Consider the following 21,523-nt stretch of genomic DNA (forward strand, 5'->3'; position numbering starts at 1 on the left):
AGAGGCCTAGGCTGCCACCCGGCACCCGCCTCGACCCAGGAGCACCCCTCATGTTCGACCACGCCCAGAAGCCCCCGTATCCCGACGCCCTGCGACCGGACGAAGCGCCTGCGCCGCACACACTGCTCGCGCCGCTGACCGGATTCCTGGGCACCTGGGCCGGCCGGGGGCGTGGTGGGTACCCGACGCTCGCCGAGGAGTTCGTGTACGCGCAGGAGGTCACCTTCAGCCATGACGGGCGGCCCTTTCTCCGCTATGAGGCGTGCGCCTGGCTGCTCGACGCGGATGGCGCCCCGCTGCGGCCGTCGGCGCGGGAGAGCGGCTGGTGGCGGCTGCAGCCCGACGGACGGGTGGAGGCATTGATCACCCAGCCCACCGGCATCGCGGAAATCTCGGTCGGCCGGGCCGTTGACGGCGCGGTCGACCTGACCACCCATGAGGTGGCTCTCGCTCCCACCGCCAAGGAGGTCAGCGCCACCCGCCGCCGCTACACCCTGACCGACGAGGACACGCTCGACTTCGTCCATGATCTCGCGGCGGTCGGTCAGCCGCTGCAACACCACCTTTCGGCACGGCTTCGACGCCAGGCCAGAAGCTAGGCCACGCCAGGTGCGGCACGTGTGCCGGTGCGGAGCTGACTTCCGAGCCGTGGTGTGGCGGCTCAGCCCCTGAACGAGGCGAAGCCCGCATGTAGGCCCGTGGCCGTGGCCGTGGCCGTGGCCGTGGCCGTGGGCCCGCAAAACTCCCTCCTCGCGGTCCAATGACCACGGTCAAGGCCGCCGTTCCTGGGGAAGCAGGCGGCTGAGTTGGCCGACAGGCGATCAGCGGCCCGAAGCGCGAGTATGGGACCAGAGACCGGGACCCGGAGGTGCGCATGGCGGGCAGCACCCTGAACTACGACAGTGACGTATGTGACATATGCGCTGTAACAGCTCTCGGCGGCGCTTGGTCATGACGGCCGCGCCCCGTGTTCCCGGCACCCCCGGTCGGCCTGACCTCGCCGACCAGACCGTTGTGGTGATCGGCGCCGGCGCGGGTATCGGACTCGAAACCGCCCGCCAGGTACGCGCAGGCGGCGGCCGGTTGGTCCTGGTCGGACGCAACCCCGAACGGCTACAGCAAGCCGCGCGCGAGCTCCACCCGCTGAGTACCGCAGCGTTCGACGCCACCGACACCGACAGTCTTGAGCAGTTCTTCCAGGATCTGCCCGGCCCGGTCGACCATGTGATGGTCACGGCCGGCGGCCCCTCCTACCTGCCCTTGGCAGACATGGACCTCGCCGCCGCCCGCCGCGACTTCGACCAACGCCTGGCCATGACCCTCGGGGTTGCCCTCTACAGCCGTGACAAGGTCCGAGCCGGAGGCACGCTGGTGTTCATCGGCGGCACCGGCGCTCGGCACCCCGGTGTCGGCCTGACCGTCATGTCCGCCCTCACCGCGGCTCTGCCCGCCCTCATCGCCAACCTGGCACTCGAACTGGCGCCGATCCGGGTGAACCTCATCGCTGCCGGATTCGTCGACACGCCCCTGTCGGCCTCGCTCCTCGGTGACCAGCTCGATGCCCGGCGCAAGGAGTTGCGCGCCACGCTGCCCATCCGACGGGTCGTCGCCCCGGCCGACGTCGCCGCTCTGGCCGTACACCTCATGTGCAACGACGCGCTCACCGGCGGGACGTACGACATTGACGGCGGCCAGCAGCTCATCTCCCATTGACTTGGTGACTTGGTGACTTGGTGACTTGGTGACTTGGTGACTTGGTGACTTGGTGTGCGTGCTTGCGGCCTGACACCGACGAACTGCGGACGTCGCGTGCGGCAGCCTGGGCCGTGGCCGCCCCCGCCGACGCGACGAGCCGGCAGTCCTCCGTACGCCTCACCGCGTCGTCGCCCGAGCAGGGTGGGTGCACGGCACCCACGTTCATCCGCGTGTGCGGGGCTAGCGTGAAGCGCATGAACACGAACGACCTGGGTGAATTCTTGCGCGCCTGCCGTGATGTGGTCTCCCCGGATGCGGTGGGACTCGTATCGCACACCGTGCGCCGGGTAAAGGGGCTGCGGCGCGAGGAAGTCGCGCTCCTGGCCGGCGTGAGTACCGACTACTACATGCGGCTCGAGCAGGGACGTGAGCGTCGTCCTTCGGAACAGGTGCTGGACGCACTCGCCCGTGCCCTGCGTCTGGATGAAGCCGCGGCAGCGCATCTGTTCCGGCTTGGTCTGCCGGCACCGCAGAGCGCCCCGTCCGCCCCCGCGGCGGAGGTGAGTCCGCAACTGGCGCAGCTGATGAACCACTTCATGGACGTTCCGGCATGTGTGGTGAGCCCGGCCCTGGACATCCTGGCTGCCAATCCGATGGCCCGCCAGCTGTACTGCGGCTTCGCGGCCATGGACAATCTTCAGCGGATGATCTTCCTGGACCCGGCAGCCCGGGAGTTCTACCTCGACTGGGACCATGCCGCGCGAGGAGTCGTCGGAAATCTGCGGGCACTGTCGTCCCCGTTCCCCGACGATCCACGCGTGACCGAGGTCATCGGGCAGATGTCGCGGCACAGTCCGGCGTTCGCCACGCTTTGGGCCCGCTACGAGGTGCGGCCCCGCACCAGCGAGGACAAGCGCCTGTGGCATCCACAGGTCGGTGAACTCCGTCTGCACTACCAAGCGTTCACCGTCACCGGCGCTCCCGGCCAGCAGCTGTTCGTCTACTCCGCCCAGCCCGGCAGTCCCAGCGCCGACGCCCTGAGCCTGCTGCGCTCGCTCGCCGCGGACCGGACCGCCGACGGCCCACCGCACGGCCCGGCACACGGCCCACCGCACGGCCCGGCACACGGCACACGGCCCGGCACACCGCACGGCTCACCGCACCGGCCGCCCCAGGACGTCACGGCTCGGACACGCCGGACGCCCCCGACAACCGCCGAAGAGAATGAGGCATTTGGCCATGACGACCAGCACACCGATCGCGCATGACTCCGGCACCTTCGAAATCGCCGGGAAGAAGGTGGCCCGGCTCGGCTTCGGCGCGATGCGGCTGACCGGACGCGGTATCTGGGGCGAGCCGGACGACCGCGCCGAGTGCATCCGGGTGGTGCGCCGGGCTCTGGAACTCGGCGTCCAGCTGATCGACACCGCCGACTCCTACGGCCCCTACATCAGCGAGGAGATCATCCGAGAGGCCGTCCACCCCTACCCCGACGACGTCTTGATCGCCACCAAGGCCGGGCTGACCCGCAACGGCCCCGACGTCATCGACACGGCACAGGGCCCGGTACGGCTCGGCCCCCGAGCCTGGCCCCCCGTGGGACGTCCCGAATACCTGCGGCAGGAAGCCGAGATGAGCCTGCGACGGCTCGGCCTGGACCACATCGACCTGTTCCAGCTGCACCGAGTCGACCCGAAGGTTCCGCTGGAGGAACAGGTCGGCGAGCTGAAGAACCTCCAGGACGAGGGCAAAATCGTGGCGATCGGCCTGTCTCAGGTGACCATCGGCCAGATCGAGCGGGCACGGCGGATCGCCTCGATCGCCACCGTCCAGAACCGCTACAACCTCACCGACCGCTCCAGCGAGGACGTCTTGGAGTACTGCGCCCGCGACGGCATCGGTTTCATGCCGTGGGCACCCGTATCCGCCGGGGAACTCGCCCGGCCGGGCGGGCCGGTGGACCGCCTCGCCCGCCGCCACGACGCCACACCGGGGCAGGTGGCACTGTCCTGGCTGCTGGCCCGCAGCGACACCATGCTGCCCATTCCGGGGACTTCCCGCGTCGCCCACCTTGAGGAAGACCTCGCCGCCGCCCAACTCACGCTCGACGCGGACGAGATCACCACGCTCACGAAGGCCTGGCAAGCGGCGCCGTAAGCGCCGGTCAACTCTGCCCGCGCGTTGCTCCCCAATTGTCCGCGGGTTGCCCGCGGGCGTGTCCTGCACGACAGGGCCTGCCGCAGTGCACTGCCGCCGAGTCTGCCGCAGAGCCGCCGAACGGCATTCCCACCAGCCTTCCGGTCAGCGTTCCCACCAGTGCTCCCATCAGTGCTCCCATCAATGCTCCGAGCAGCGTTCCGAGCAGCCCAAGGCTTCGCCGCCATCCGCGCATGCGGCGGCCCGTGCGGGCCGAACCCCGATGCCGCCCCTTCCCCTCCCCTTCCCCTCCGCACCCACTCAACAACTGACGAACGAGAAGGTCTCATGTCTCCTCACACGGCACCCCAGCCCTTCTGGGCCGGCACACCTGTCAGGACCTCACGCCGCGGGCACTTCTGGATCCCGGGCGAATGTGTCACCGGTGACCACGGCACCTACCAGCGCGGGCCGATGTTCGTCGCCTGGGAGGCCCCGGAGAAGGTGACGCAGCCCCACCCCGTCGTCCTCGTACACGGTGGAACCCTCCAAGGCACCGAGTGGCTCGACACCCCGGACGGACGGCCCGGCTGGGCTCAGCGCCTGGTCGAGGCCGGGTACGCGGTCCTCGTCGTCGACCGCCCCGGACACGGCCGCTCGCCGTACCACTCCGACATCATCGGCCCCATGGGCCCGCCGTTCTCCTACGAGGAGGGCCGGCGCGTTTTCTTCCCGCCGGAGACTGCCGAAGCACAGACCCAATGGCCGTTCGACCCGGCCGATGACGATGCCTGGGACGCCTTCCTCGCCCCGTTCGGGCCACTGCCTGCCGACCTTGCCGCCTCTCAGGAGATGGACGCCGACCGGCTCGCCCGCCTCCTGGACCGGATCGGTCCCGCCATCGTGATGACCCACTCCGCTTCCGGCCCCGACGGCTGGCTGCTGGCCGACCGGCGCCCCGGCCACGTCGCCGCCATCGTCAGCGTCGAACCCATGGGGCCGCCCTTCGCCGAGACCCACGGCATCGGAACGCTCCATTGGGGCCTGACGGCAGCCCCGATCACCTACGACCCACCGCGCGCCACCGCCGACGAGGTCGCCGCCGCCGACCCCGCGACCCTCCGCATCCCTGCCCTGACCGGCATCCCGATTGCGGTGGTCACCGGCGAAACTGCGGTCTTCGCCACCTACGCTCCGGCAATCGTCGACTTCCTCACCACAGCAGGCGCAGCCGCGCAACACCTCCACCTGCCCGACCACGGCATCCACGGCAACGGCCACGGCCTGATCTACGAGTCCAATTCCGACCAAGCCCTGCAGCCGGTCCTCGAGTGGCTGGACAAAAACACCGTCGGCTCCCGGACACGGACCGGACAGACCTCGTAACCCCACCGGTTGTGCCCGGTCACCGGGCAGACCCGCATCGACGAGAGCGCCACACATCCGGCCCCCTCGCGCCACGGCCCCACTCATCCGGAGGACTTCTGTGCCCGAAACACGTGCGAGCGCTGTGATACCCGCCGACGCCACCGCGGTGTGGCGCCTCATCCGGGACTTCAACGGCCTGCCCGCCTGGCAGCCCGGCGTCACGCACAGCACACTGCGGGACGGGGACGCCCCCGACCGCGTCGGCAGCGTACGCACCCTGACGCTCCGCATGGGGGAGGAGGTCTCGGAAACCCTCGTCGCCCTCGATGACCACTCACGGTCACTCACCTATGACATCGTCCGGTCCCCCTATCCCGTGCAGAACTACCGCTCCACCCTGCGGGTCATTCCGCTGACCAGCACCGGCGAATCCGTCGTCGAATGGACCCTGACCTTCGACTGCGCTCCTGCCGTCGCCGAAGAACTGACCGGGACGTTCAAGGACGATGTGTTCGCCGCTGGTCTGCGCGGCCTGACCGGCTGTTTCGCCTGACGGGATGCCGCCGCTGCCTCGCACATGGCTCCGGGATCTGGAGGAGTCGCGGGAATTGGGGGAGTTGCGGGAGTTGCGGGATTCGGGGTGGGTTACCTGAGTCGGGTGGGTTGCCTGGGACTGACGTGCCCTCTCCCGACCGATGTGCCGTCACCCGGCTGTCGTGCCGTCTCCGTGATGCGCTCACCAGGTGACATGTTGGGGCGCTCGGGCTGGGTGAAAGAGTGTCCCGGACGATGACGGACCGTTGCAGGGCGGGGGCTGACAGGTGGGGGCAGGCATGAAGGCGCCGGACGATCAGAATGACGGCTGGGGGCGACAGGACAGCTTCCTGGCAGACGACACGGTCCCCCTGCGTCGTCCACCCGCCGACAACGGCTACGCGGCCAGGCCTCGCCACGAGTATGCGTACGAGTACGAGTACGAGTATGACGGGGTGGCACAGGCCCCGGTGTCTCCAGACGTCTCGGGGCCAGATGACCTGCGGCCGGGGCGAACGACGGTGCCGCAGCCCCCTGCCGGCCCAGGTGGGTGGAACCAGACCGGTGAGTTGCCCGGTTCGCTCACGACGCAGGCTCCCGAGCCGAGTCCCAAGGCGCAGCGGACCGGGGGCTCTTCGAGCCTGATGAAGTCGAGCGCCGTGATGGCGGCGGGCACGATCGTCTCCCGTATCACCGGTTTTCTCCGCACTCTCGTCATGGCTGCGGCGATCGGTGTCGGCACGCTCAACGACTCCTACCAGGTCGCCAATGTCCTGCCCACGATGATTTATGTCCTGGTCGGCGGCGGTGCGCTGAACGCAGTCTTCGTTCCGCAACTGGTGCGAGCCATGAAGGAGGACGACGACGGTGGCGAGGCATACGCCAACCGTCTGCTCACTCTGGTCGTGGTCGTCCTGGCAGGTGTCACGGCCCTGTGTGTGCTGGCGGCTCCGCTCCTGGTGCACATGATGTCGCCGGACATCGCCGCCGACCCGCAGCGCAGGGCCGTCACCGTGGCTTTCGCCCGGTACTGCCTGCCCACCATGTTCTTCATGGGCGCCCATGTGGTGCTCGGACAGATCCTCAACGCCCGAGGCCGCTTCGGAGCGATGATGTGGACACCGGTTCTCAACAACCTCGTCATCATCGCGGCCTTCAGCAGCTTCATCTGGGCTTTCGGCTCTTTCACCGACTCGGGTGTCCGCCCCTCCACCATCACCCCGGACGGGGTACGGCTTCTGGGGCTCGGCACCTTGCTCGGCTTGGCCGTGCAGGCGCTTGCCATGCTCCCGTATCTGCGCGACGCCGGCTTCCGGCTCCGCTTGCGTTTCGACTTCCGGGGGCATGGCCTCGGCAAGGCCCTGGGCCTGGCCAAGTGGACGCTCCTGTTCGTCCTCGCCAACCAACTCGGCATGATCGTCGTCACCCAACTCGCCACCAAAGCCGGCTCCCTGGCCGAACGGTCCGGGCACACCGGCTCCGGCATCACCGCCTACAACTACGCCCTGCTGCTGTGGCAGATGCCGCAAGCCATCATCACCGTCTCGGTGATGACCGCGGTACTGCCGCGGATTTCCCGCTCGGCCCAGGACGAGGACTCGACAGCGGTCCGCGACGACATCTCCTACGGCCTGCGGACCTCAGCCGTCGCCATCGTGCCCTGCGCCTTCGCCTTCCTGGCACTGGGCATACCGATGGCCACGCTCCTCTACGCCGGCTCCGGCGCCGAGGGCGCCCGCGGCATCGGCTACGTCCTGATGGCCTTCGGCCTCGGACTCGTTCCCTACTCCGTGCAATACGTCATCCTGCGCGGCTTCTACGCCTACGAAGACACCCGCACGCCCTTCTACAACACCGTCATCGTCGCCGTCGTCAACGCCGCCGCGTCCGGACTGTCCTTCGCCGTTCTCACCCCCCGCTGGGCGGTGGCCGGCATGGCCGCGTCCTACGGGCTGGCCTATGCGGTCGGTGTGGGAGTGGCCTGGCGCCGGCTGCGCAGGCGTTTGGGCGGCGAACTGGACGGCTCGCGTGTACTGCGTACCTACACGCGCCTGATCGCGGCCGCGGCCCCCGCTGCCCTGGCCGGTGGAGGCGTGGCCCACGTCGTCACCCGGTCCCTCGGGAGCAGCGCCACGGGCTCGCTCGTGGCACTGCTGGCCGGCGGGAGCGTCCTGCTCGGCATCTTTGCGGCAATCGCCCACTTCATGCGGCTGCCGGAACTCAGCGCCATGGTCGGGATGGTCCGGGGACGCCTCGGCCGCTGAGTTTCCGGGTGCGGAAAATGGGGGCGGTGGGTGGTGGCCGACTGTGCCTGCTCCGGTGCCCGATGGGTGCCGTGTCCACCTCCCGCGTCGACGGGCCCAACTCGCTGACTGAGGCCCCTTCGCCGTCCGCTCGGAGATCACCCGTGTGGGAACGTTGCGACTGAAGGGCGCGGCGCGCAACTTGCCCCGTACAGTCAGACGCTACGTCCCAGACCGCACACGCATGGTCCCGCCCACTCCGACTCGGCTGAAACTTCCCCGCCGCGGTGTCGCAGGACCCAGGGACTTGGTGGACTGACGGCATGACACCATTGCCGCACCGAGTCCTCCGAGCACTCGACCAGTTCAATGCCGCCCACCCCTGGGACCACAACGCCCACTACCACCGGTGGATCCTGCGGCAGCTTCCCCGGCACTTCGACAGCGCGCTGGACATCGGCTCCGGCAGCGGTGACCTGGCCCGGCTCCTGGCCACACGCGCCAACGAGGTCCAGGGAATCGACTCCGACCCGTTGATCATCTCCCAGGCGCAGAAGCTGACTCCTCCGGCAATCCCGGTGAGCTTCACGGTCGCGGACGCGCTGACCGGGATCCCTGCCGGTCCCTATGACGTCATCACCTGCGTCGCCACCCTCCACCATCTGCCCTTCACCGAAGCGCTCACCGTCCTCCGGCGGCGCCTGGCCCCCGGAGGAACCCTGGTGGTCGTCGGGCTTTCCCGGGCGCGGACCGCCGGAGACTATCTGCTCGGCGCCGCCGCCAGCCCGTTGAATGCCGCCACGGGCTGGCTCAAGAACAAGGGCCGCAAGGCACCCCGGCCGGTCTCGATGACCGCCCTGACCCGGCCGGCGGACATGGCCTATTCCGACATCGTCAGTGCGGCCCATGACGCCCTGCCCGGTGCACGGCTGCGCCGTCGACTGTTCTGGCGCTACACGCTCGTATGGCATCGCCAGTAGCGCATCCCGGACCGCGCTGCCTGCCGAACAGTGCGAGCCGCGGTGCGAACACCCTTCCGCACCGGGCCGGGACCGCTGAGGGGAACTGGAGCGCGGGAACCGGAGCGCATTCTCCGGGTCGGCTGTCGTGTGCCTACAGAGGCGGCCCGTCGCCCTCTTCCTCCTGGTAGGAGTGGCGCTGGCCGCGCCATGCCTCACCGATGTTGTGGTAACCGCGTTCTTCCCAGAAGCCTCGGCGGTCGGCGGTCATGTACTCGAGGCCGCGCAGCCATTTGGGGCCCTTGTAGCTGTAGAGGTGCGGGACGACGAGGCGCAAGGGGAAGCCGTGCTCGGCGGTGAGCGATTCTCCGTTGTGGTGGGTGGCCACGAGAGTCTGGGGGGAGGCAAAGTCGCTGAGCCGGATATTGGCGCTGTAGCCGTACTCCGCCCAGGCCATGACGTGCGTGGCGTGGGGCGAGGGGGGCGCCAGCTCCAGCAGCGTGGTGGCAGCGACGCCGAACCACTCGTGGCCGATCGTGGTGGGTCCTGACGCACAGTGCAGATCGGCGACGACTTCGATGGCCGGCAGGGCCGTGAACTCGTCGAGGGTCCAGGTGCGGTTGTCGCCCGAGGCGGTGGCGCCGAAAACTTTGAGGTCCCAGCGGTCGGGCCGGAATCTGGGGACGGGGCCGTAGTGGGAGACGGGCCACCCCCGGGCCAGCCGCTGCCCAGGCGGGAGGAGCCCGTCGGTGGCGTACGGACCGCCGCCCATGCCGGGATCGTCACTTCCCATCGGTCATCCTCCCTGCTGATCGACAGCGCGGTATCGGACGCATTCTCCTCTACGGCCTTCCATACGGCCTTTCATACGCCCTTCCGTACGGCGCTTCTGTCCGGGGCTCCCATACGGCGCTGCCATATGGGGCTGCCATAGGGGGCTTCCATACGGCGCTTCTGCGGATTCGGCCGGCACCCGCAGCCGGGCGCGTCAGCCGGCTGACAGGCCCACGCTGCCACCCAAGCCCGGCGGGCACTCCACCGCCCCCTTCCCGCACTCGTCCGCGCCTGCCAGGTTTTGGCCCAGCGGGCGGCCGCTTATGGGACTCGCCGTCACGGGCACCTGCGCTGACCAGGCGGTTCACGGCACCGAAAGCCCGGAACGCTCATTCCTGAAGCCAAAACCGCGGTATTCCGCTTCGCCGTCCTCGACGCAGAAGCCTAGGTTGTGTGCATGACGAATGAATCCGTACGCGCCGAGCGGCTGCTGGAAGCCCAGGCCAAAGCCGAGGCACTGTTCCACGAGATCGCGGCCCGTGGCCTGGTGACCTCCGGCGAGAGCGAACGTGCGGTCAGCGACCGCATCCGCGACCTGGCGAACGAAATGTTCGGCACCACCCGTCACTGGCACAAGCGGATCATCCGTTCCGGACCCAACACCCTCCAGCCGTACCGGGAAAACCCACCGAACCGCATCATCGGCACCGACGACATCGCCTTCGCCGACTTCGGCCCGATCTTCGAGGAGTACGAAGCCGATTTCGGCCGCACCTACGTCCTGGGTGACGACCCCGCCAAACACCGCCTGCGGGACGACCTTCCGAAGGTCTTCGCGGCCGCACGCCAAGCGTTCGAGGCCGACCCGGACATCACCGGCAAGCAGCTGTATGCGCAGGTCGAACACCTTGCCGTCGAAGCCGGCTGGACCCTGGGAGGGTGGCACGCGGGCCACCTGGTCGGAGAATTCCCGCACGAGACGATCGACGGCGCCGACATCGAGTCCTACATCGCCCCGGGCAACGACACCCCGCTGCGCCGTACCGACAAGGCCGGCCGGAGCTGCCACTGGATCCTGGAGATCCACCTCATCGATACGGAACGGGAAATCGGCGGCTTCTACGAGCAGCTGCTGGACCTCGGCTGACGCGCCCGGCCGCTTGGCCGAGCAGCGGCGACGCGGCGGTGCGGGCCGCCGGTACCCCTGTTGACCCGCCGGCCGAGCCCAACCACTCTGCGCTCCGTGCCGCCGGTGCACTGTCCCGGGGCCGAGGACCCCGGGCCCGCAGCAACGGTCTACCGGGCCGCGTCGTCGGGGTAGGCGGCGGTCGCCTGAATCTCGACGAGGATTTCCGGGCTGGCGAGGCCGCTGACGCCGATGATCGACCAAGCGGGGTAGGGCGCCTTGACGAGGCGTTGCTTGGCCTCAAGGAAGCCGGGCATGTTCTGGCGGATGTCGACGTGGTAACTGGTCACGTCCACCAGGGCGCTGAGGCCGAGGTTCTCCAGTCGCAGGATCTCCTCGATGCGCCGGATGGCGATCTCGGTCTGTTCCTCGACGGTCTCCCCGGCGACACCGTCGGGGCGGCGGCCGATCTGGCCGGAGATGAACAGGTGCCCGTGCGAACGGATCGCGGCGGCGTGGCCGAAGCGTGCGAAGGCGCTGGTGGTCCCTCCGAAGACCGGCGAGTCGTCGGGGACCTCTACGGGGTAGCTGGGCATTGCGGTGTCCTTTGCTCGTTGTCTCTGTCGATCGGGTAGTGGGTGGGGTCGGTCAGTCGCCCCATCGGGAGGAGTTGCAGGCGTGCTCCATCCGGGTCCGGCCGAAGGCCTCGCGTTCGCGCAGAAGTTCACCGGGTATCGAGTAACGGGGGCCGTTCGCCGGGTTCTTGGCGGCTTGCGCGACGATCGCGTCGGTGAGTGAGCGGATCATCTCCAGCCGTGGATAGGCGGCGTGGACGGCGTCGGCCTGCTCGTCGCTGAGGGCGGCTACGTGGAGGGTTCCCATCGGGCCGCCGAAGTCGAGCGCGACGCCTTCGCGGACGAGTGCGCACAGCGTGCCGCGGCGCTCCGCGATGCCCGCGGAGGTGTGCAGGGCGATGGCCTGCCAGACCTCGTCGGCGTCCGCCGCGGACCGTCCGTGTTCGATGAGGAACGCGGCGGCCCGGTCGGCGCCCTCGACCTCGAACCGCTGGGTGTGCGGGCCGTCCGACGCTACGCCGAGGTCGTGCATCGTGCACGCAGCGAACAGCAGGTCGTCGTCGTAGTCCTGCCCGGCGGCCAGCGCGAGGCGTGCGGCCACGAGCCGGGCGAACAGGTAGGTGCGGATGCTGTGGTTGAACACGGACGGCGTTTCCACCGGCTTGATGAGTTGCACGACAGCGCCGGTGAGCGGTGTGTCGGGCAGCGCGATCAGGTCGGTGGCCGCCTCGTGGGCCACCTGGCTGCGGGGCGTTCCGGTCATGTCCTCAAGACTGGCATTCACCGCTCTGACCAGGTGAGTGGCAATCTTGACCACTATCACTAGAATATTGCCATGACGATGCATAGAGTCGCGGTCCTGGCGCTGGACGGCGTCACCCCGCTCGACCTGGCGATCCCGGCACAGATCTTCAACGCCCGCCCGGAGACCCCCTATGAGGTGACCGTGTGCGGGCTCGGCTCCAAGGTGGCGACCACCGCGGGCTTCTCTCTGGTCACCGATGGGGGCCTGGACCAGGTACGCGCCGCCGACACTGTGATCGTGCCGGGACACGAGCCGCTGATACGGCCGCCGGAGGACGTGCTCGACGTGCTGGCCGAAACACGCGACCGAGGCCGGCGGGTGGTGTCGATCTGCACGGGCGCCTTCGCGCTGGCCGCGGCGGGTGTGCTGGACGGGCTGCACGCCACGACCCACTGGCAGCACATTGACGAGCTCGAACAGGACTTCCCGGCCGTCAGGGTCGACCGCGACGTGCTCTACGTCGACGAGGGGGACGTGCTCACGTCGGCCGGGGTGTGCTGCGGCATCGACCTGTGCCTGCACATCGTGCGCCGCGACCTGGGGGCGGTCGTGGCCAACCGGATCGCCCGCGGCCTGGTGGCCGCACCGCACCGCGACGGCGGGCAGGTCCAGTACGTACCGGCTCCGGTCACCGTGGCCGGAGAGGCGTCGCTCTCCGAGACCCGGGGATGGGCCCTGCACCACCTCGACGAACCGCTCACACTCCGCGTGCTCGCCCGGCACGCGGGCGTCTCCTCACGCACCTTTATGCGCCGGTTCGCCGCGGAGACGGGCGCCACCCCCTTGCAGTGGCTGCTGAGCGCCCGCCTCGGCAAGGCACGTGAACTGCTGGAGACCACGAGCTACTCGGTGGACCAGGTGGCACGGGACTGCGGTCTGGGTACAGCAGCTAACCTGCGTCTGCACTTCCGGCGAGCACTCGACACCACTCCCACCGCCTACCGGCGCACCTTCACGCGTTGACATAGTCCGTGCCTTGGACACCACGGTGGGCCCGACTCGTGGAGACCGTCGCTGACGACGTGGTCACCGTTTGACGACCGGCCGCACCCACGGCTTGCCGCGCCGAACCGAGAAAAGTGTTCCCGGCACGGGGCCGGCGCGGCAGTACCCGGCCGACCCACCGCCCGAGAACCCGGCACGCATGGGTGCCACCCGGGTCGCGGACGGCGCGCGCTTCGCCGGCCGCTACGTGTACAGCCCGCGCCACAGCCCGGCCCCGGTCCACACGTCAGCCCCGACCCGGCACGTCGGCGTTGCTGTGCCGCCGTGGCTACCCCTCGGTGGCGACGCTGATCCAGGCCCTTCAGGAGCAGGCGGCAACAGCCGTCGACAGAGGACCTCACGACTGCCGGACGACCGTTGGCAGCGGTTCGAAGATGGAGCCCCACGCCAGTCGTGGCGGGGCAACGCAGCGCCCCGCAAGGCGGGATCGGTCTCGAACCCCTGGGAGGCGAACGCCTTGTCCGCGATCAACAGCAGTCCGGGCCGGTCGGCAACCGCGCCGACTTACGGTCGAGCCGCGCGGTCAGCAGGGTGTCCAGGTCACTTGTCACAGAAGGTTCCGGGCTTCGTGCGACCCTGCTTGCTGTTGCTGTCCTCCCGTATGTCCTGGCAACTGTTGTGCACTTCGGCCAGGTCGGTCGGGGCCGGGCCAGCCGCGCCGGTCTGGCGTCGGGGCGCTGGGCGGGGACGGCGAGTAAGGACGAGGACCGTTGCTCCGGTCAGCAGCCGTCCGCGACCCACTGCAACTGGGCCAGCGACGCGCCCAGCGAACCGGATATGTCCGGCAGCGCGACCAGCACGATCGTGACATCGATGAGCAGCATGAACGTGCCCAGACAGACGGCCGCCAACGGCCCCCAGATACGCATGACTCCAGCTCCCACACACAGAACGGGCAAGACCCGGACACCTTCCGGGCAAAGTCACAGCCGCCCCAAGCCATACCATCAAGAGCGGAACAATCCGGCGGCAGAATGGAACATCGCGGTGGATTCCCGCACCTTGGACGACATCGATCAGCGCCTGCTTCACCTCCTCCAACTCGACGGCCGGGCGCCCTTCAGCCACATCGCCCAGCGCCTCAAGATCTCCGAGCGCACCGTGGCCCGCCGCTACCAGCGGCTGCGTACGCTCGGACTGCGCATCATCGGCCAACCCGTCCCCACCCGCCTCGGCCTGACCCGCTGGCTGGTACGCCTGCACTGCACCCCCGACGCCGCCGGCACCATCGCCGAGGCCCTGGCCCGTCGTCCCGACACCAGCTGGGTCACGCTCGCGTCCGCCGGCACCGAGCTCTACTGCGCGCTCAACACCCGCACCGCAGACGAACGCAACGCACTGTTACTGCAGAAGCTGCCCCGCACCCCGCACGTGCTCTCCGTCAGCGCCCACTGCATGCTGCGCATCTTCGCCGGCACCACCAGCACCTGGCATGCCAGCCGCATCCACCCCGAGATACACACCAACGCGGTGGATTCCGGCACGCGCAGCGCCCCGCTGAAGCTGGACGCGACCGACCGCACCCTCTTCACCGAGCTGGCCCGGGACGGCCGCGCGAGCCTGCCCGAACTCGGCGCCGCCGCCGGCCGTTCACCCTCCAGCGTGCAGCGCCACCTCGAACGCCTCCGTGGCGAAGGCGCGTTGGCCTTCGCCGTCGACTTCGATCCCGAACACCTCGGCTACCACATGAGCGCCCGGCTCTGGCTGCGCGTGGCTCCCGCGCATCTGCGTACCGTCGGGGAGACCCTCGCCACCCACCCCGAGATCCCCTTTGCGGCTGCCACCACCGGCACTTCGAACCTGGTCGCCGGCGGCGTCTTCCGGGACGCCCAGGACCTGTTCGACTACCTCGACCAGCGCATCGGCCCGCTGCCCGGCATCCAGAGCATCGAGACCGCCCCCACCCTGCGTGAAATCAAACGCCTCGCCCCCGCCGTCCCCTGAGCTTGTCGCGGTCCGGTAGCCGGAACGGGATGCCGTTGGAGAATCTGTTGCGCTACTTCGCCCCCACATTCGGAATGACTCGTCCAGCTAGACCGCGGTGAAGCCGCCGTCAGCGGCGAGCACGGCTCCTGTGATGAAACTGGAGCGTGGTGAGGCGAGGAAGTCCGGCAGGGTCCTGACGCCGGGGCGTAGGTCGACGGCGACGACGCGGGCGCCGCGGGCGCTGAGGAGTGCCACGGTCGCCTTGCCCACGCCGCGCGCGGCCCCTGTGACGAGGGCGACCTTTCCGGCGAATTCGGCGGCTTCCGTGGACGGAGTTGCAGGGGGCATGGTGCGTTCCTCGGGGGAGGGGAGGTGGCTTGTGCGTCGAGGAGGTAGGGGGAGGAGGTGGGTCGAGCTGCTGCGTCGAGGAGCTGCGTTCTGCAGGAGTGGGGGAGGCACTGCGATAGCCGGCGTCGAGCCGTTCTGCACCGATGCACCGAGTCTGGACAGGTCGGCGTCCGTCAACCAGGACGGTTGATATCTGGGTGGGGCACATCCAGCCAGCAGGCCCAGCAGGCCCAGCAGGCCCAGCAGGCCCAGCAGGCCCAGCAGGCACACCGAGCCACTGCCCAGCCATGATCACCTGGGCGGCAACCGCGTGGGCCGCAACCATCTGGCGACGGTGGGGCAGCGGCCGGTGTGGGCGGACGGTGCCCGCGTCCGGGCGGCGCGGAGCGTTCGCCGACGACGGCCTGTCGCACCGGGAGCGCCGCGCCAAGGTGAGTTTCTGCGTCCCGGCGACACGGGACCTGAACCACTTTGCATGACCATGCGCGATGATGCATACTCTTCCCATGTCTAAGGTCCTCACCTCCCTTCCCGCCGGCGAGCGCGTCGGTATCGCCTTCTCAGGCGGCCTCGACACCTCGGTCGCGGTCGCGTGGATGCGCGACAAGGGCGCCGTCCCGTGCACCTACACAGCAGACATCGGCCAGTACGACGAGCCCGACATCGCCTCGGTGCCCGGCCGCGCGAAGACCTATGGTGCCGAGATCGCACGCCTGGTCGACTGCCGCGCGGCGCTGGTCGAGGAGGGCCTGGCCGCGCTGACCTGCGGGGCGTTCCACATCCGCTCGGGCGGGCGCTCCTACTTCAACACCACGCCGCTCGGCCGCGCCGTCACGGGCACCCTCCTGGTCCGGGCGATGCTCGAGGACAATGTACAGATCTGGGGCGACGGCTCGACCTTCAAGGGCAATGACATCGAGCGGTTCTACCGCTACGGTCTGCTCGCCAACCCGCACCTGCGGATCTACAAGCCGTGGCTGGACGCGGACTTCGTGACCGAACTCGGCGGCCGTAAGGAAATGTCGGAGTGGCTGCTCGCCCACGACCTGCCTTACCGCGACAGCACCGAGAAGGCGTACTCCACCGACGCCAACATCTGGGGCGCGACCCACGAGGCCAAGACCCTGGAGCACCTCGACACCGGCGTCGAGACCGTCGACCCGATCATGGGCGTACGGTTCTGGGACCCGTCGGTCGAGATCGCCACCGAAGACGTGACGATCGGCTTCGATCAGGGCCGCCCGGTGACGATCAACGGCAAGGAGTTCGCCACCGCGGTCGACCTGGTGATGGAGGCGAACGCCGTCGGCGGTCGGCACGGCATGGGCATGTCGGACCAGATCGAGAACCGGATCATCGAGGCCAAGAGCCGCGGCATCTACGAGGCGCCCGGCATGGCACTGCTGCACGCGGCGTACGAGCGCCTGGTCAACGCGATCCACAACGAGGACACCCTCGCCCAGTATCACAACGAGGGCCGGCGCCTCGGCCGGCTGATGTACGAGGGCCGCTGGCTGGACCCGCAGGCGCTGATGGTGCGCGAGTCGCTGCAGCGCTGGGTCGGCGCGGCCGTCACCGGCGAGGTGACGCTGCGGCTGCGGCGTGGTGAGGACTACTCGGTCGTGGACACCTCCGGCCCGGCGTTCAGCTACCACCCGGACAAGCTGTCCATGGAACGCACCGAGGACTCGGCGTTCGGCCCGGTGGACCGGATCGGCCAGCTCACCATGCGCAACCTCGACATCGCCGACTCCCGCGCCAAGCTGGAGCAGTACGCCGGGCTCGGCCTCATCGGCACCGCCAATCCCGCCATCGGCGCCGCCCAGGCGGCCGCCACCGGGCTGATCGGCACCATGCCGGAGGGCGGAGCCGAGGCCATCGCCTCCCGCGGCGAGATCTCCGGTGACGACGAGATGCTGGACCGTGCCGCGATGGAGTTCGGCACGGACTGACCAGCCCGCCAAGCGGAAGCTTGGCTCCCCGAAGGGGATGCACCACCGGAAGGCCGGCTCGGCGCCATCGCGTCGAGTCGGCCTTTTCCGTCAGAGCCAGGCACAGGAACTGGTCCTTCTCAGGATCAGCCCTGGTCGCCGGCTGCCGCGCGGCCGGTGGTGCGGGCGTATTGATGGGGTGTCTGGCCGTACTGGCTCTTGAAGGCCCGGATGAAGTGGCTGCTGTCGGCGAACTGCCAGTGGGCGGCCAGTTCCGAGATGCTCGGCCGGTGCTCCGGGGTGAGGAGTTCGAGCCGGGCTTGTTCGAGCCTGGTGCGGCGGATGTACCCGGCGACGGTGTCCTCGGCCGCTGCGAACGCCCGGTGCAGCGTGCGTACGGAGACGCTGAGTTCACGGGCCAGCATCGAGGGGGAGAGGTCCGGCTCGGCGAGCCGGCTGTCCGCGAGGTCTTTCGCCGCCTGGGCCAGTGCGGGGCCCAGACGGGGCTCGGTGCCGTCGGCCTTCTGCCTCAGCACTCCTTTGACCAGCTCGACCAGGGCGTTGTGAGCGGCTTGCGCGCCGAGCGGGGTGAGGTCCCGGCAAGCCTGGTCGACCAGGTTCATGTGAGCCAGGAGCAGCCGCATCTCGGCCGAGGCCGCCGCTCCGGTGACCAGTCGGTCCCGGACCAGAGGCACGAGGGTGGACGAGGGCAGAATCAGTACCGTCGCCGCGGTGCGCCGCGCCGCCTCGAAGGTCGGCGGGCCGCTGCGGCGGAGCATGAAGTGCCCTGCGGGGACGCTGTGTTCACCCTGGCACCGCCTGGTGAATGTCCAGCTGTTGTGCCGTACGACGTGCATCAGTACCTGGTCGTCGCGGAGGTGGGGAGCGTCGCTGTTGGTGCCGATGAGCGACTCGCTGCGGACATCGGCGATCACCGAGTCGTGCACGGTGACGGCACGGGCACTGATCCGGAAGTCACCGGTGCTGCCCGGTGTGAAGGCGGGCGCCGGATACGACTCGCCGACCTGTGCTTCCCACCCGCGCCGGAAGCGGCCGAAGCCGTGTTCCGGGGTGTCGGGTGCGGTGACATCCGCGGCGAACACCCCGCTGGATCTGGGCCTGTTCGTCACCGTCATCGCCGCCTCGCTTCCGTCGTGGCGCTGGTGTTCTGCCGATATGGCGTTGCCGTTCAAGCGTAGGTGGTGCCGTTCTTCCTAGCCTGGGCACAGCCGGACAGGCGTACGACGCCTGTGACGGGACGTGCACACCCGGTGCGGCGACCCCGGCTTGAGAGAGGACGGGTCATGGTGAGTGATTCTGCCGGTCGGGCGGGCCGTGTTGTCGTGGTCACCGGAGCCGGGTCGGGTATCGGCGCCGCGGTGGCGCACCGGTTCGCTGCCGAAGGCGCCACCGTCGTGCTCGTCGGGCGGACGCGGGAGAAGCTCGACAGGACGGCCGCGGCGGCTCCGGTCCGAGCGGATGTCCTTGCGCGTACGGCCGACCTCACCGTGCCGGATGAGGCCGATGCGCTGATCGCCTCCGTCGTTGCCGATCTGGGGCGCCTCGATGTCCTGGTCAACAGTGCGGGAGCGCCGTCGTTCGGCACCGTCGAAGCGGTCAGTCCGCAGGAGTGGCGGGCGGTGCTGGCGGTCAATCTCGACGCCCTGTACCACACCAGCCGGGCCGCGCTCCGGCACTTGCGCGGCACGCAGGGCTGCATCGTCAATGTCGGGTCGGCGGGAGGGCTGGGCGGCGACTACGGCATGGCCGCGTACAACGCCGCCAAAGGCGCGGTGGTCAACCTCACGCGTGCGATGGCGCTGGACCACGCCCCTGAGGTGCGTGTCAACGCCGTCCACCCCGGATTCACGCTGCACACCGGGATCACCGCCGGCGTCACCGCCGACATGCCTGTCGTGCAGTCCTTCGCGCAACGCATCCCCTTCGGCCGCGTCGCCGAACCCGAGGAGATCGCGGGCGTCGTCGCCTTCCTCGCCGGCCCCGACGCGCGCTACATGACCGGCACCCAGATACCGGTCGACGGTGGCCTCAGCGCCACGAACGGGCAGCCCCGCATTGCGAGGTGAAGGCTTTCGGAGCGCCCCGCACCGGTGGCGCCGGCCCGACGCCACCCGGACCGCCGCTACGGGAACAGGGTGCACGCCACGGAACAGCCGCCCGTCCCCAGCAGGGAGCTGGGACGAGGGGAGACACCCCGGTTCCCGAACGTGACCCGGCCCCGGCGTGGTGCCCTCAGACGGATGCCATCGTGCGTGCGTCGTCGGGGGTGCCCGGGGGTGCCGGGGCGGCTTCGGCGGGGGACAGAGCGCCGGTCAGGCCGCGTTCATGGGCCCTGACCCCGGAGCGCACCGCCCAGAAGTAGAAGACCGGGGCGGTGACCGCGATCAAGGCGGTGCCGAGCACGCCGGGGAGAACGCCCCGGCCGCCGAACTCCTGGCCGCCCAGCGCGGACACCGTGGCCGTCCACACCAGGAAGACGATCATCCACCAGGCCGGGGCGAATTGCCGCAGCAGGCTCGCCTCTCGCCCGCCCTTGCCGGACGCTTCGCGGCCCTTTGCGCCCTCGCGCCGACGCCACAGCACCAGCGCCGCGACCGGTACGGACACCAGCGTCAGCAGGGTGATCTTGCCGGTCTCCGGCCACTTCGACCAGTACAGCGCGCAGGCGGCGAAGGCGAAGGTGACCGGGCACAGCACCCCGGCGGCCGGCAGCCGGAAGGGACGGGGCAGGTCCGGACGGGTCCGTCGCAGCACCCCCACCGCGACCGGGCCGATCAGATACGAGATGACCATGGCCGCCGACACCACGCCGGCCAGTGCCTGCCAGCTGCGGCCGACGGTGACCAGCAGCACGACGGAGAAGCCGAGGTTGAGCCACATCGCGGGGCGGGCGGTGCCGTAGCGGGGGTGCACGGACGCCAGCTTCCGGGGGAAGAACCCGGTCTCGGCGAGGTTGGTGACCATGTACGCGGCCGAGGCGACATTGGCGATGTTGGACCCGGCCGGCGAGATGAACGCACCGAACTGCAGCATGGTGACGACCCAGTGCAGCATCAGCAGCCCCGCCAGGTCGGCGAACGGCGAGTTGAGGTTCACGCCCTGCCACCCGCCGGACCGCGCCAGCAGCTCCGGCGGCACCGAGCCGAGGTACGACACCTGCAGCGCCAGATAGATCACCAGGCCGAGCGCGAGCGCGCCGACCAAGGCGACCGGGATGGCCCGGCCCGGGTTCTTCGCGGCCCCGCCGAGGTTGACCACGGCCTGGAACCCGTTGAAGGCGAAGACCACACCGCAGGTGGTGACGGCGGTGAGCACGGCCGGCCAGCCGTACGGGGCGAAGCCGCCGTGGGCGGTGAAGTTCGAGGTGTGGAAGCCGGACCCGATCAGGGCGAGCACCGCCAGCACCGGGATGGCGAACTTGACCAGGGTGAGGACGGTGTTCGCGCGGGCCAGCAGCTGGACCGACCAGAAGCAGGTCAGCCAGAGCGCGAGGGTCAGGACCAGCGCCACCACCGTGCCGGAGAGGGTCAGCTGGTGGGTGGCCGGGTCGACCAGGCCCTTCGCCCAGCCGAAGTTCCAGGACGTCATGTACTGGGTGGCCGCGATCGACTCGATCGGGATCAGCGAGGCGGTCGCGATCCACACCGCCCAGCCGGTGAGGAAGCCGAGGACCGGGCCGTGCGAGAGATGCCCGTAGCGGGCCATGCCGCCGGGGATCGGGTAGGCCGAACCGACCTCCGCGTACGACATCGCGATCATGCCGATGAAGAGGGCGCCGATCACCCACGCGACGAGCGCCGCGGGGCCTGCCACCTGGGCGGCGGCGCCGGCTCCGAAGAGCCAGCCGGAGCCGAAGATCGAGCCGATGCCGATCATGATGAGGGCGAAGAGGCTCAGCCCCTTGCGCTCGCCCGCGCTCATGTCCATGGGAAGTGTCGTCCGTCCTGGTGTGGCCGCATGCCCCCTCGCCGTTGAAGGGCCGCTGTCGTCTGCAGCCGACAGCTTATTTCCGGCCAATTGCCGGGAACGCCGCTGCGCTGCCGGAACGCGGCGTGGACCGGCCCCGGCAGAACGCGC

General features: G+C 69.6%; 19 protein-coding genes and 1 pseudogene. 13 read left to right on the forward strand and 7 right to left on the reverse strand.

What is annotated here, in order from left to right:
* The first annotated feature begins 50 nt into the window (after nt 1–50).
* From ACWGJY_RS21655 to ACWGJY_RS21690, 8 genes are all read left to right on the forward strand, one after another.
* Nucleotides 51–599 carry an FABP family protein gene (locus ACWGJY_RS21655; protein ID WP_453262454.1) on the forward strand — a complete coding sequence of 183 codons (549 nt, stop codon included), beginning with the start codon at nt 51–53 and terminating at the stop codon, nt 597–599.
* A gap of 352 nt (nt 600–951) precedes the next feature.
* Nucleotides 952–1,713, forward strand: coding sequence for an SDR family oxidoreductase (locus ACWGJY_RS21660; protein WP_453262455.1), 762 nt, complete (start codon nt 952–954; stop codon nt 1,711–1,713).
* 236 nt (nt 1,714–1,949) lie between these two features.
* A complete protein-coding gene (locus ACWGJY_RS21665; protein ID WP_453262456.1) occupies nt 1,950–2,963 on the forward strand; it encodes a helix-turn-helix transcriptional regulator in 1,014 nt (337 codons plus the stop codon).
* Nucleotides 2,935–3,852, forward strand: coding sequence for an aldo/keto reductase (locus ACWGJY_RS21670; protein WP_453262457.1), 918 nt, complete (start codon nt 2,935–2,937; stop codon nt 3,850–3,852). Before ACWGJY_RS21665 ends, ACWGJY_RS21670 begins: the two co-directional genes overlap by 29 nt.
* A gap of 327 nt (nt 3,853–4,179) precedes the next feature.
* Nucleotides 4,180–5,217, forward strand: a complete 1,038-nt coding sequence (locus ACWGJY_RS21675) for an alpha/beta hydrolase (protein ID WP_453262458.1) — start codon at nt 4,180–4,182, stop codon at nt 5,215–5,217.
* A 100-nt stretch (nt 5,218–5,317) separates the two neighbouring features.
* A complete protein-coding gene (locus ACWGJY_RS21680) occupies nt 5,318–5,752 on the forward strand; it encodes an SRPBCC family protein (RefSeq protein ID WP_453262459.1) in 435 nt (144 codons plus the stop codon).
* Nucleotides 5,753–6,032: 280 nt separating this feature from the next.
* On the forward strand, nt 6,033–7,997 hold the full coding sequence (gene murJ / locus ACWGJY_RS21685) for a murein biosynthesis integral membrane protein MurJ (protein WP_453262460.1): 1,965 nt from the start codon (nt 6,033–6,035) through the stop codon (nt 7,995–7,997).
* 302 nt (nt 7,998–8,299) lie between these two features.
* Nucleotides 8,300–8,956, forward strand: coding sequence for a class I SAM-dependent methyltransferase (locus ACWGJY_RS21690; RefSeq protein WP_453262461.1), 657 nt, complete (start codon nt 8,300–8,302; stop codon nt 8,954–8,956).
* 133 nt (nt 8,957–9,089) lie between these two features.
* Here ACWGJY_RS21690 and ACWGJY_RS21695 read toward each other — a convergent pair whose 3' ends face one another.
* A complete protein-coding gene (locus ACWGJY_RS21695; protein WP_453262462.1) occupies nt 9,090–9,728 on the reverse strand; it encodes a molybdopterin-dependent oxidoreductase in 639 nt (212 codons plus the stop codon).
* Nucleotides 9,729–10,166: 438 nt separating this feature from the next.
* Between ACWGJY_RS21695 and ACWGJY_RS21700 the strand changes: the two genes are divergently transcribed.
* Nucleotides 10,167–10,856 (forward strand): M24 family metallopeptidase, encoded by a 690-nt coding sequence (locus ACWGJY_RS21700; protein ID WP_453262463.1) that lies wholly within the window; start codon nt 10,167–10,169, stop codon nt 10,854–10,856.
* Between the two features lie 149 nt (nt 10,857–11,005).
* Here the strand turns inward: ACWGJY_RS21700 and ACWGJY_RS21705 are convergent, their stop codons facing one another.
* Nucleotides 11,006–11,431, reverse strand: coding sequence for a Rid family hydrolase (locus ACWGJY_RS21705; protein WP_453262464.1), 426 nt, complete (start codon nt 11,429–11,431; stop codon nt 11,006–11,008).
* A 52-nt stretch (nt 11,432–11,483) separates the two neighbouring features.
* Complete coding sequence (locus ACWGJY_RS21710; RefSeq protein ID WP_453262465.1) at nt 11,484–12,173, reverse strand: HD domain-containing protein; 690 nt, start codon at nt 12,171–12,173, stop codon at nt 11,484–11,486.
* A 72-nt stretch (nt 12,174–12,245) separates the two neighbouring features.
* Between ACWGJY_RS21710 and ACWGJY_RS21715 the strand changes: the two genes are divergently transcribed.
* The gene (locus ACWGJY_RS21715) at nt 12,246–13,178 is read left to right on the forward strand and encodes a GlxA family transcriptional regulator (RefSeq protein WP_453262466.1); all 933 of its coding nucleotides are present in this window, start codon (nt 12,246–12,248) and stop codon (nt 13,176–13,178) included.
* A 761-nt stretch (nt 13,179–13,939) separates the two neighbouring features.
* On the opposite strand, the gene ACWGJY_RS21720 is transcribed toward ACWGJY_RS21715, so the two are convergent.
* Nucleotides 13,940–14,089: a hypothetical protein gene (locus ACWGJY_RS21720; RefSeq protein ID WP_453262484.1), complete on the reverse strand. Its 150-nt coding sequence runs from the start codon at nt 14,087–14,089 to the stop codon at nt 13,940–13,942.
* Nucleotides 14,090–14,207: 118 nt separating this feature from the next.
* On the opposite strand from ACWGJY_RS21720, the gene ACWGJY_RS21725 reads away from it, so the two are divergent.
* On the forward strand, nt 14,208–15,164 hold the full coding sequence (locus ACWGJY_RS21725; RefSeq protein ID WP_453262467.1) for an Lrp/AsnC family transcriptional regulator: 957 nt from the start codon (nt 14,208–14,210) through the stop codon (nt 15,162–15,164).
* Between the two features lie 162 nt (nt 15,165–15,326).
* Here the strand turns inward: ACWGJY_RS21725 and ACWGJY_RS21730 are convergent.
* A pseudogene (locus tag ACWGJY_RS21730) lies at nt 15,327–15,494 on the reverse strand (SDR family NAD(P)-dependent oxidoreductase); the annotation flags it as partial.
* 506 nt (nt 15,495–16,000) lie between these two features.
* On the opposite strand from ACWGJY_RS21730, the gene argG reads away from it, so the two are divergent.
* Entirely contained in the window at nt 16,001–17,446 is a 1,446-nt protein-coding gene (gene argG / locus ACWGJY_RS21735) for an argininosuccinate synthase (protein ID WP_453262468.1), read from the forward strand.
* 125 nt (nt 17,447–17,571) lie between these two features.
* Here argG and ACWGJY_RS21740 read toward each other — a convergent pair whose 3' ends face one another.
* The gene (locus ACWGJY_RS21740; RefSeq protein ID WP_453262469.1) at nt 17,572–18,618 is read right to left on the reverse strand and encodes a helix-turn-helix domain-containing protein; all 1,047 of its coding nucleotides are present in this window, start codon (nt 18,616–18,618) and stop codon (nt 17,572–17,574) included.
* Nucleotides 18,619–18,729: 111 nt separating this feature from the next.
* Between ACWGJY_RS21740 and ACWGJY_RS21745 the strand changes: the two genes are divergently transcribed.
* Nucleotides 18,730–19,512 carry an SDR family NAD(P)-dependent oxidoreductase gene (locus tag ACWGJY_RS21745; RefSeq protein ID WP_453262470.1) on the forward strand — a complete coding sequence of 261 codons (783 nt, stop codon included), beginning with the start codon at nt 18,730–18,732 and terminating at the stop codon, nt 19,510–19,512.
* A 166-nt stretch (nt 19,513–19,678) separates the two neighbouring features.
* On the opposite strand, the gene ACWGJY_RS21750 is transcribed toward ACWGJY_RS21745, so the two are convergent.
* Entirely contained in the window at nt 19,679–21,373 is a 1,695-nt protein-coding gene (locus ACWGJY_RS21750; protein WP_453262471.1) for an APC family permease, read from the reverse strand.
* Between the last annotated feature and the right edge of the window lie 150 nt (nt 21,374–21,523).

This window comes from Streptomyces sp. NPDC054765 (assembly GCF_053612065.1).

Excerpts from the sequence above, each read along its gene's own strand:
- ACWGJY_RS21700 (WP_453262463.1), top strand. The coding sequence starts at position 10,167 with ATGACGAATGAATCCGTACGCGCCGAGCGGCTGCTGGAAGCCCAGGCC.
- ACWGJY_RS21745 (WP_453262470.1), top strand. The coding sequence starts at position 18,730 with ATGGTGAGTGATTCTGCCGGTCGGGCGGGCCGTGTTGTCGTGGTCACC.
- ACWGJY_RS21750 (WP_453262471.1), bottom strand. The coding sequence starts at position 21,373 with ATGGACATGAGCGCGGGCGAGCGCAAGGGGCTGAGCCTCTTCGCCCTC.
- ACWGJY_RS21705 (WP_453262464.1), bottom strand. The coding sequence starts at position 11,431 with ATGCCCAGCTACCCCGTAGAGGTCCCCGACGACTCGCCGGTCTTCGGA.
- ACWGJY_RS21695 (WP_453262462.1), bottom strand. The coding sequence starts at position 9,728 with ATGGGAAGTGACGATCCCGGCATGGGCGGCGGTCCGTACGCCACCGAC.
- ACWGJY_RS21710 (WP_453262465.1), bottom strand. The coding sequence starts at position 12,173 with ATGACCGGAACGCCCCGCAGCCAGGTGGCCCACGAGGCGGCCACCGAC.
- ACWGJY_RS21690 (WP_453262461.1), top strand. The coding sequence starts at position 8,300 with ATGACACCATTGCCGCACCGAGTCCTCCGAGCACTCGACCAGTTCAAT.
- ACWGJY_RS21670 (WP_453262457.1), top strand. The coding sequence starts at position 2,935 with ATGACGACCAGCACACCGATCGCGCATGACTCCGGCACCTTCGAAATC.
- ACWGJY_RS21665 (WP_453262456.1), top strand. The coding sequence starts at position 1,950 with ATGAACACGAACGACCTGGGTGAATTCTTGCGCGCCTGCCGTGATGTG.
- argG (WP_453262468.1), top strand. The coding sequence starts at position 16,001 with ATGTCTAAGGTCCTCACCTCCCTTCCCGCCGGCGAGCGCGTCGGTATC.
- murJ (WP_453262460.1), top strand. The coding sequence starts at position 6,033 with ATGAAGGCGCCGGACGATCAGAATGACGGCTGGGGGCGACAGGACAGC.
- ACWGJY_RS21675 (WP_453262458.1), top strand. The coding sequence starts at position 4,180 with ATGTCTCCTCACACGGCACCCCAGCCCTTCTGGGCCGGCACACCTGTC.
- ACWGJY_RS21720 (WP_453262484.1), bottom strand. The coding sequence starts at position 14,089 with ATGCGTATCTGGGGGCCGTTGGCGGCCGTCTGTCTGGGCACGTTCATG.
- ACWGJY_RS21655 (WP_453262454.1), top strand. The coding sequence starts at position 51 with ATGTTCGACCACGCCCAGAAGCCCCCGTATCCCGACGCCCTGCGACCG.
- ACWGJY_RS21660 (WP_453262455.1), top strand. The coding sequence starts at position 952 with ATGACGGCCGCGCCCCGTGTTCCCGGCACCCCCGGTCGGCCTGACCTC.
- ACWGJY_RS21715 (WP_453262466.1), top strand. The coding sequence starts at position 12,246 with ATGACGATGCATAGAGTCGCGGTCCTGGCGCTGGACGGCGTCACCCCG.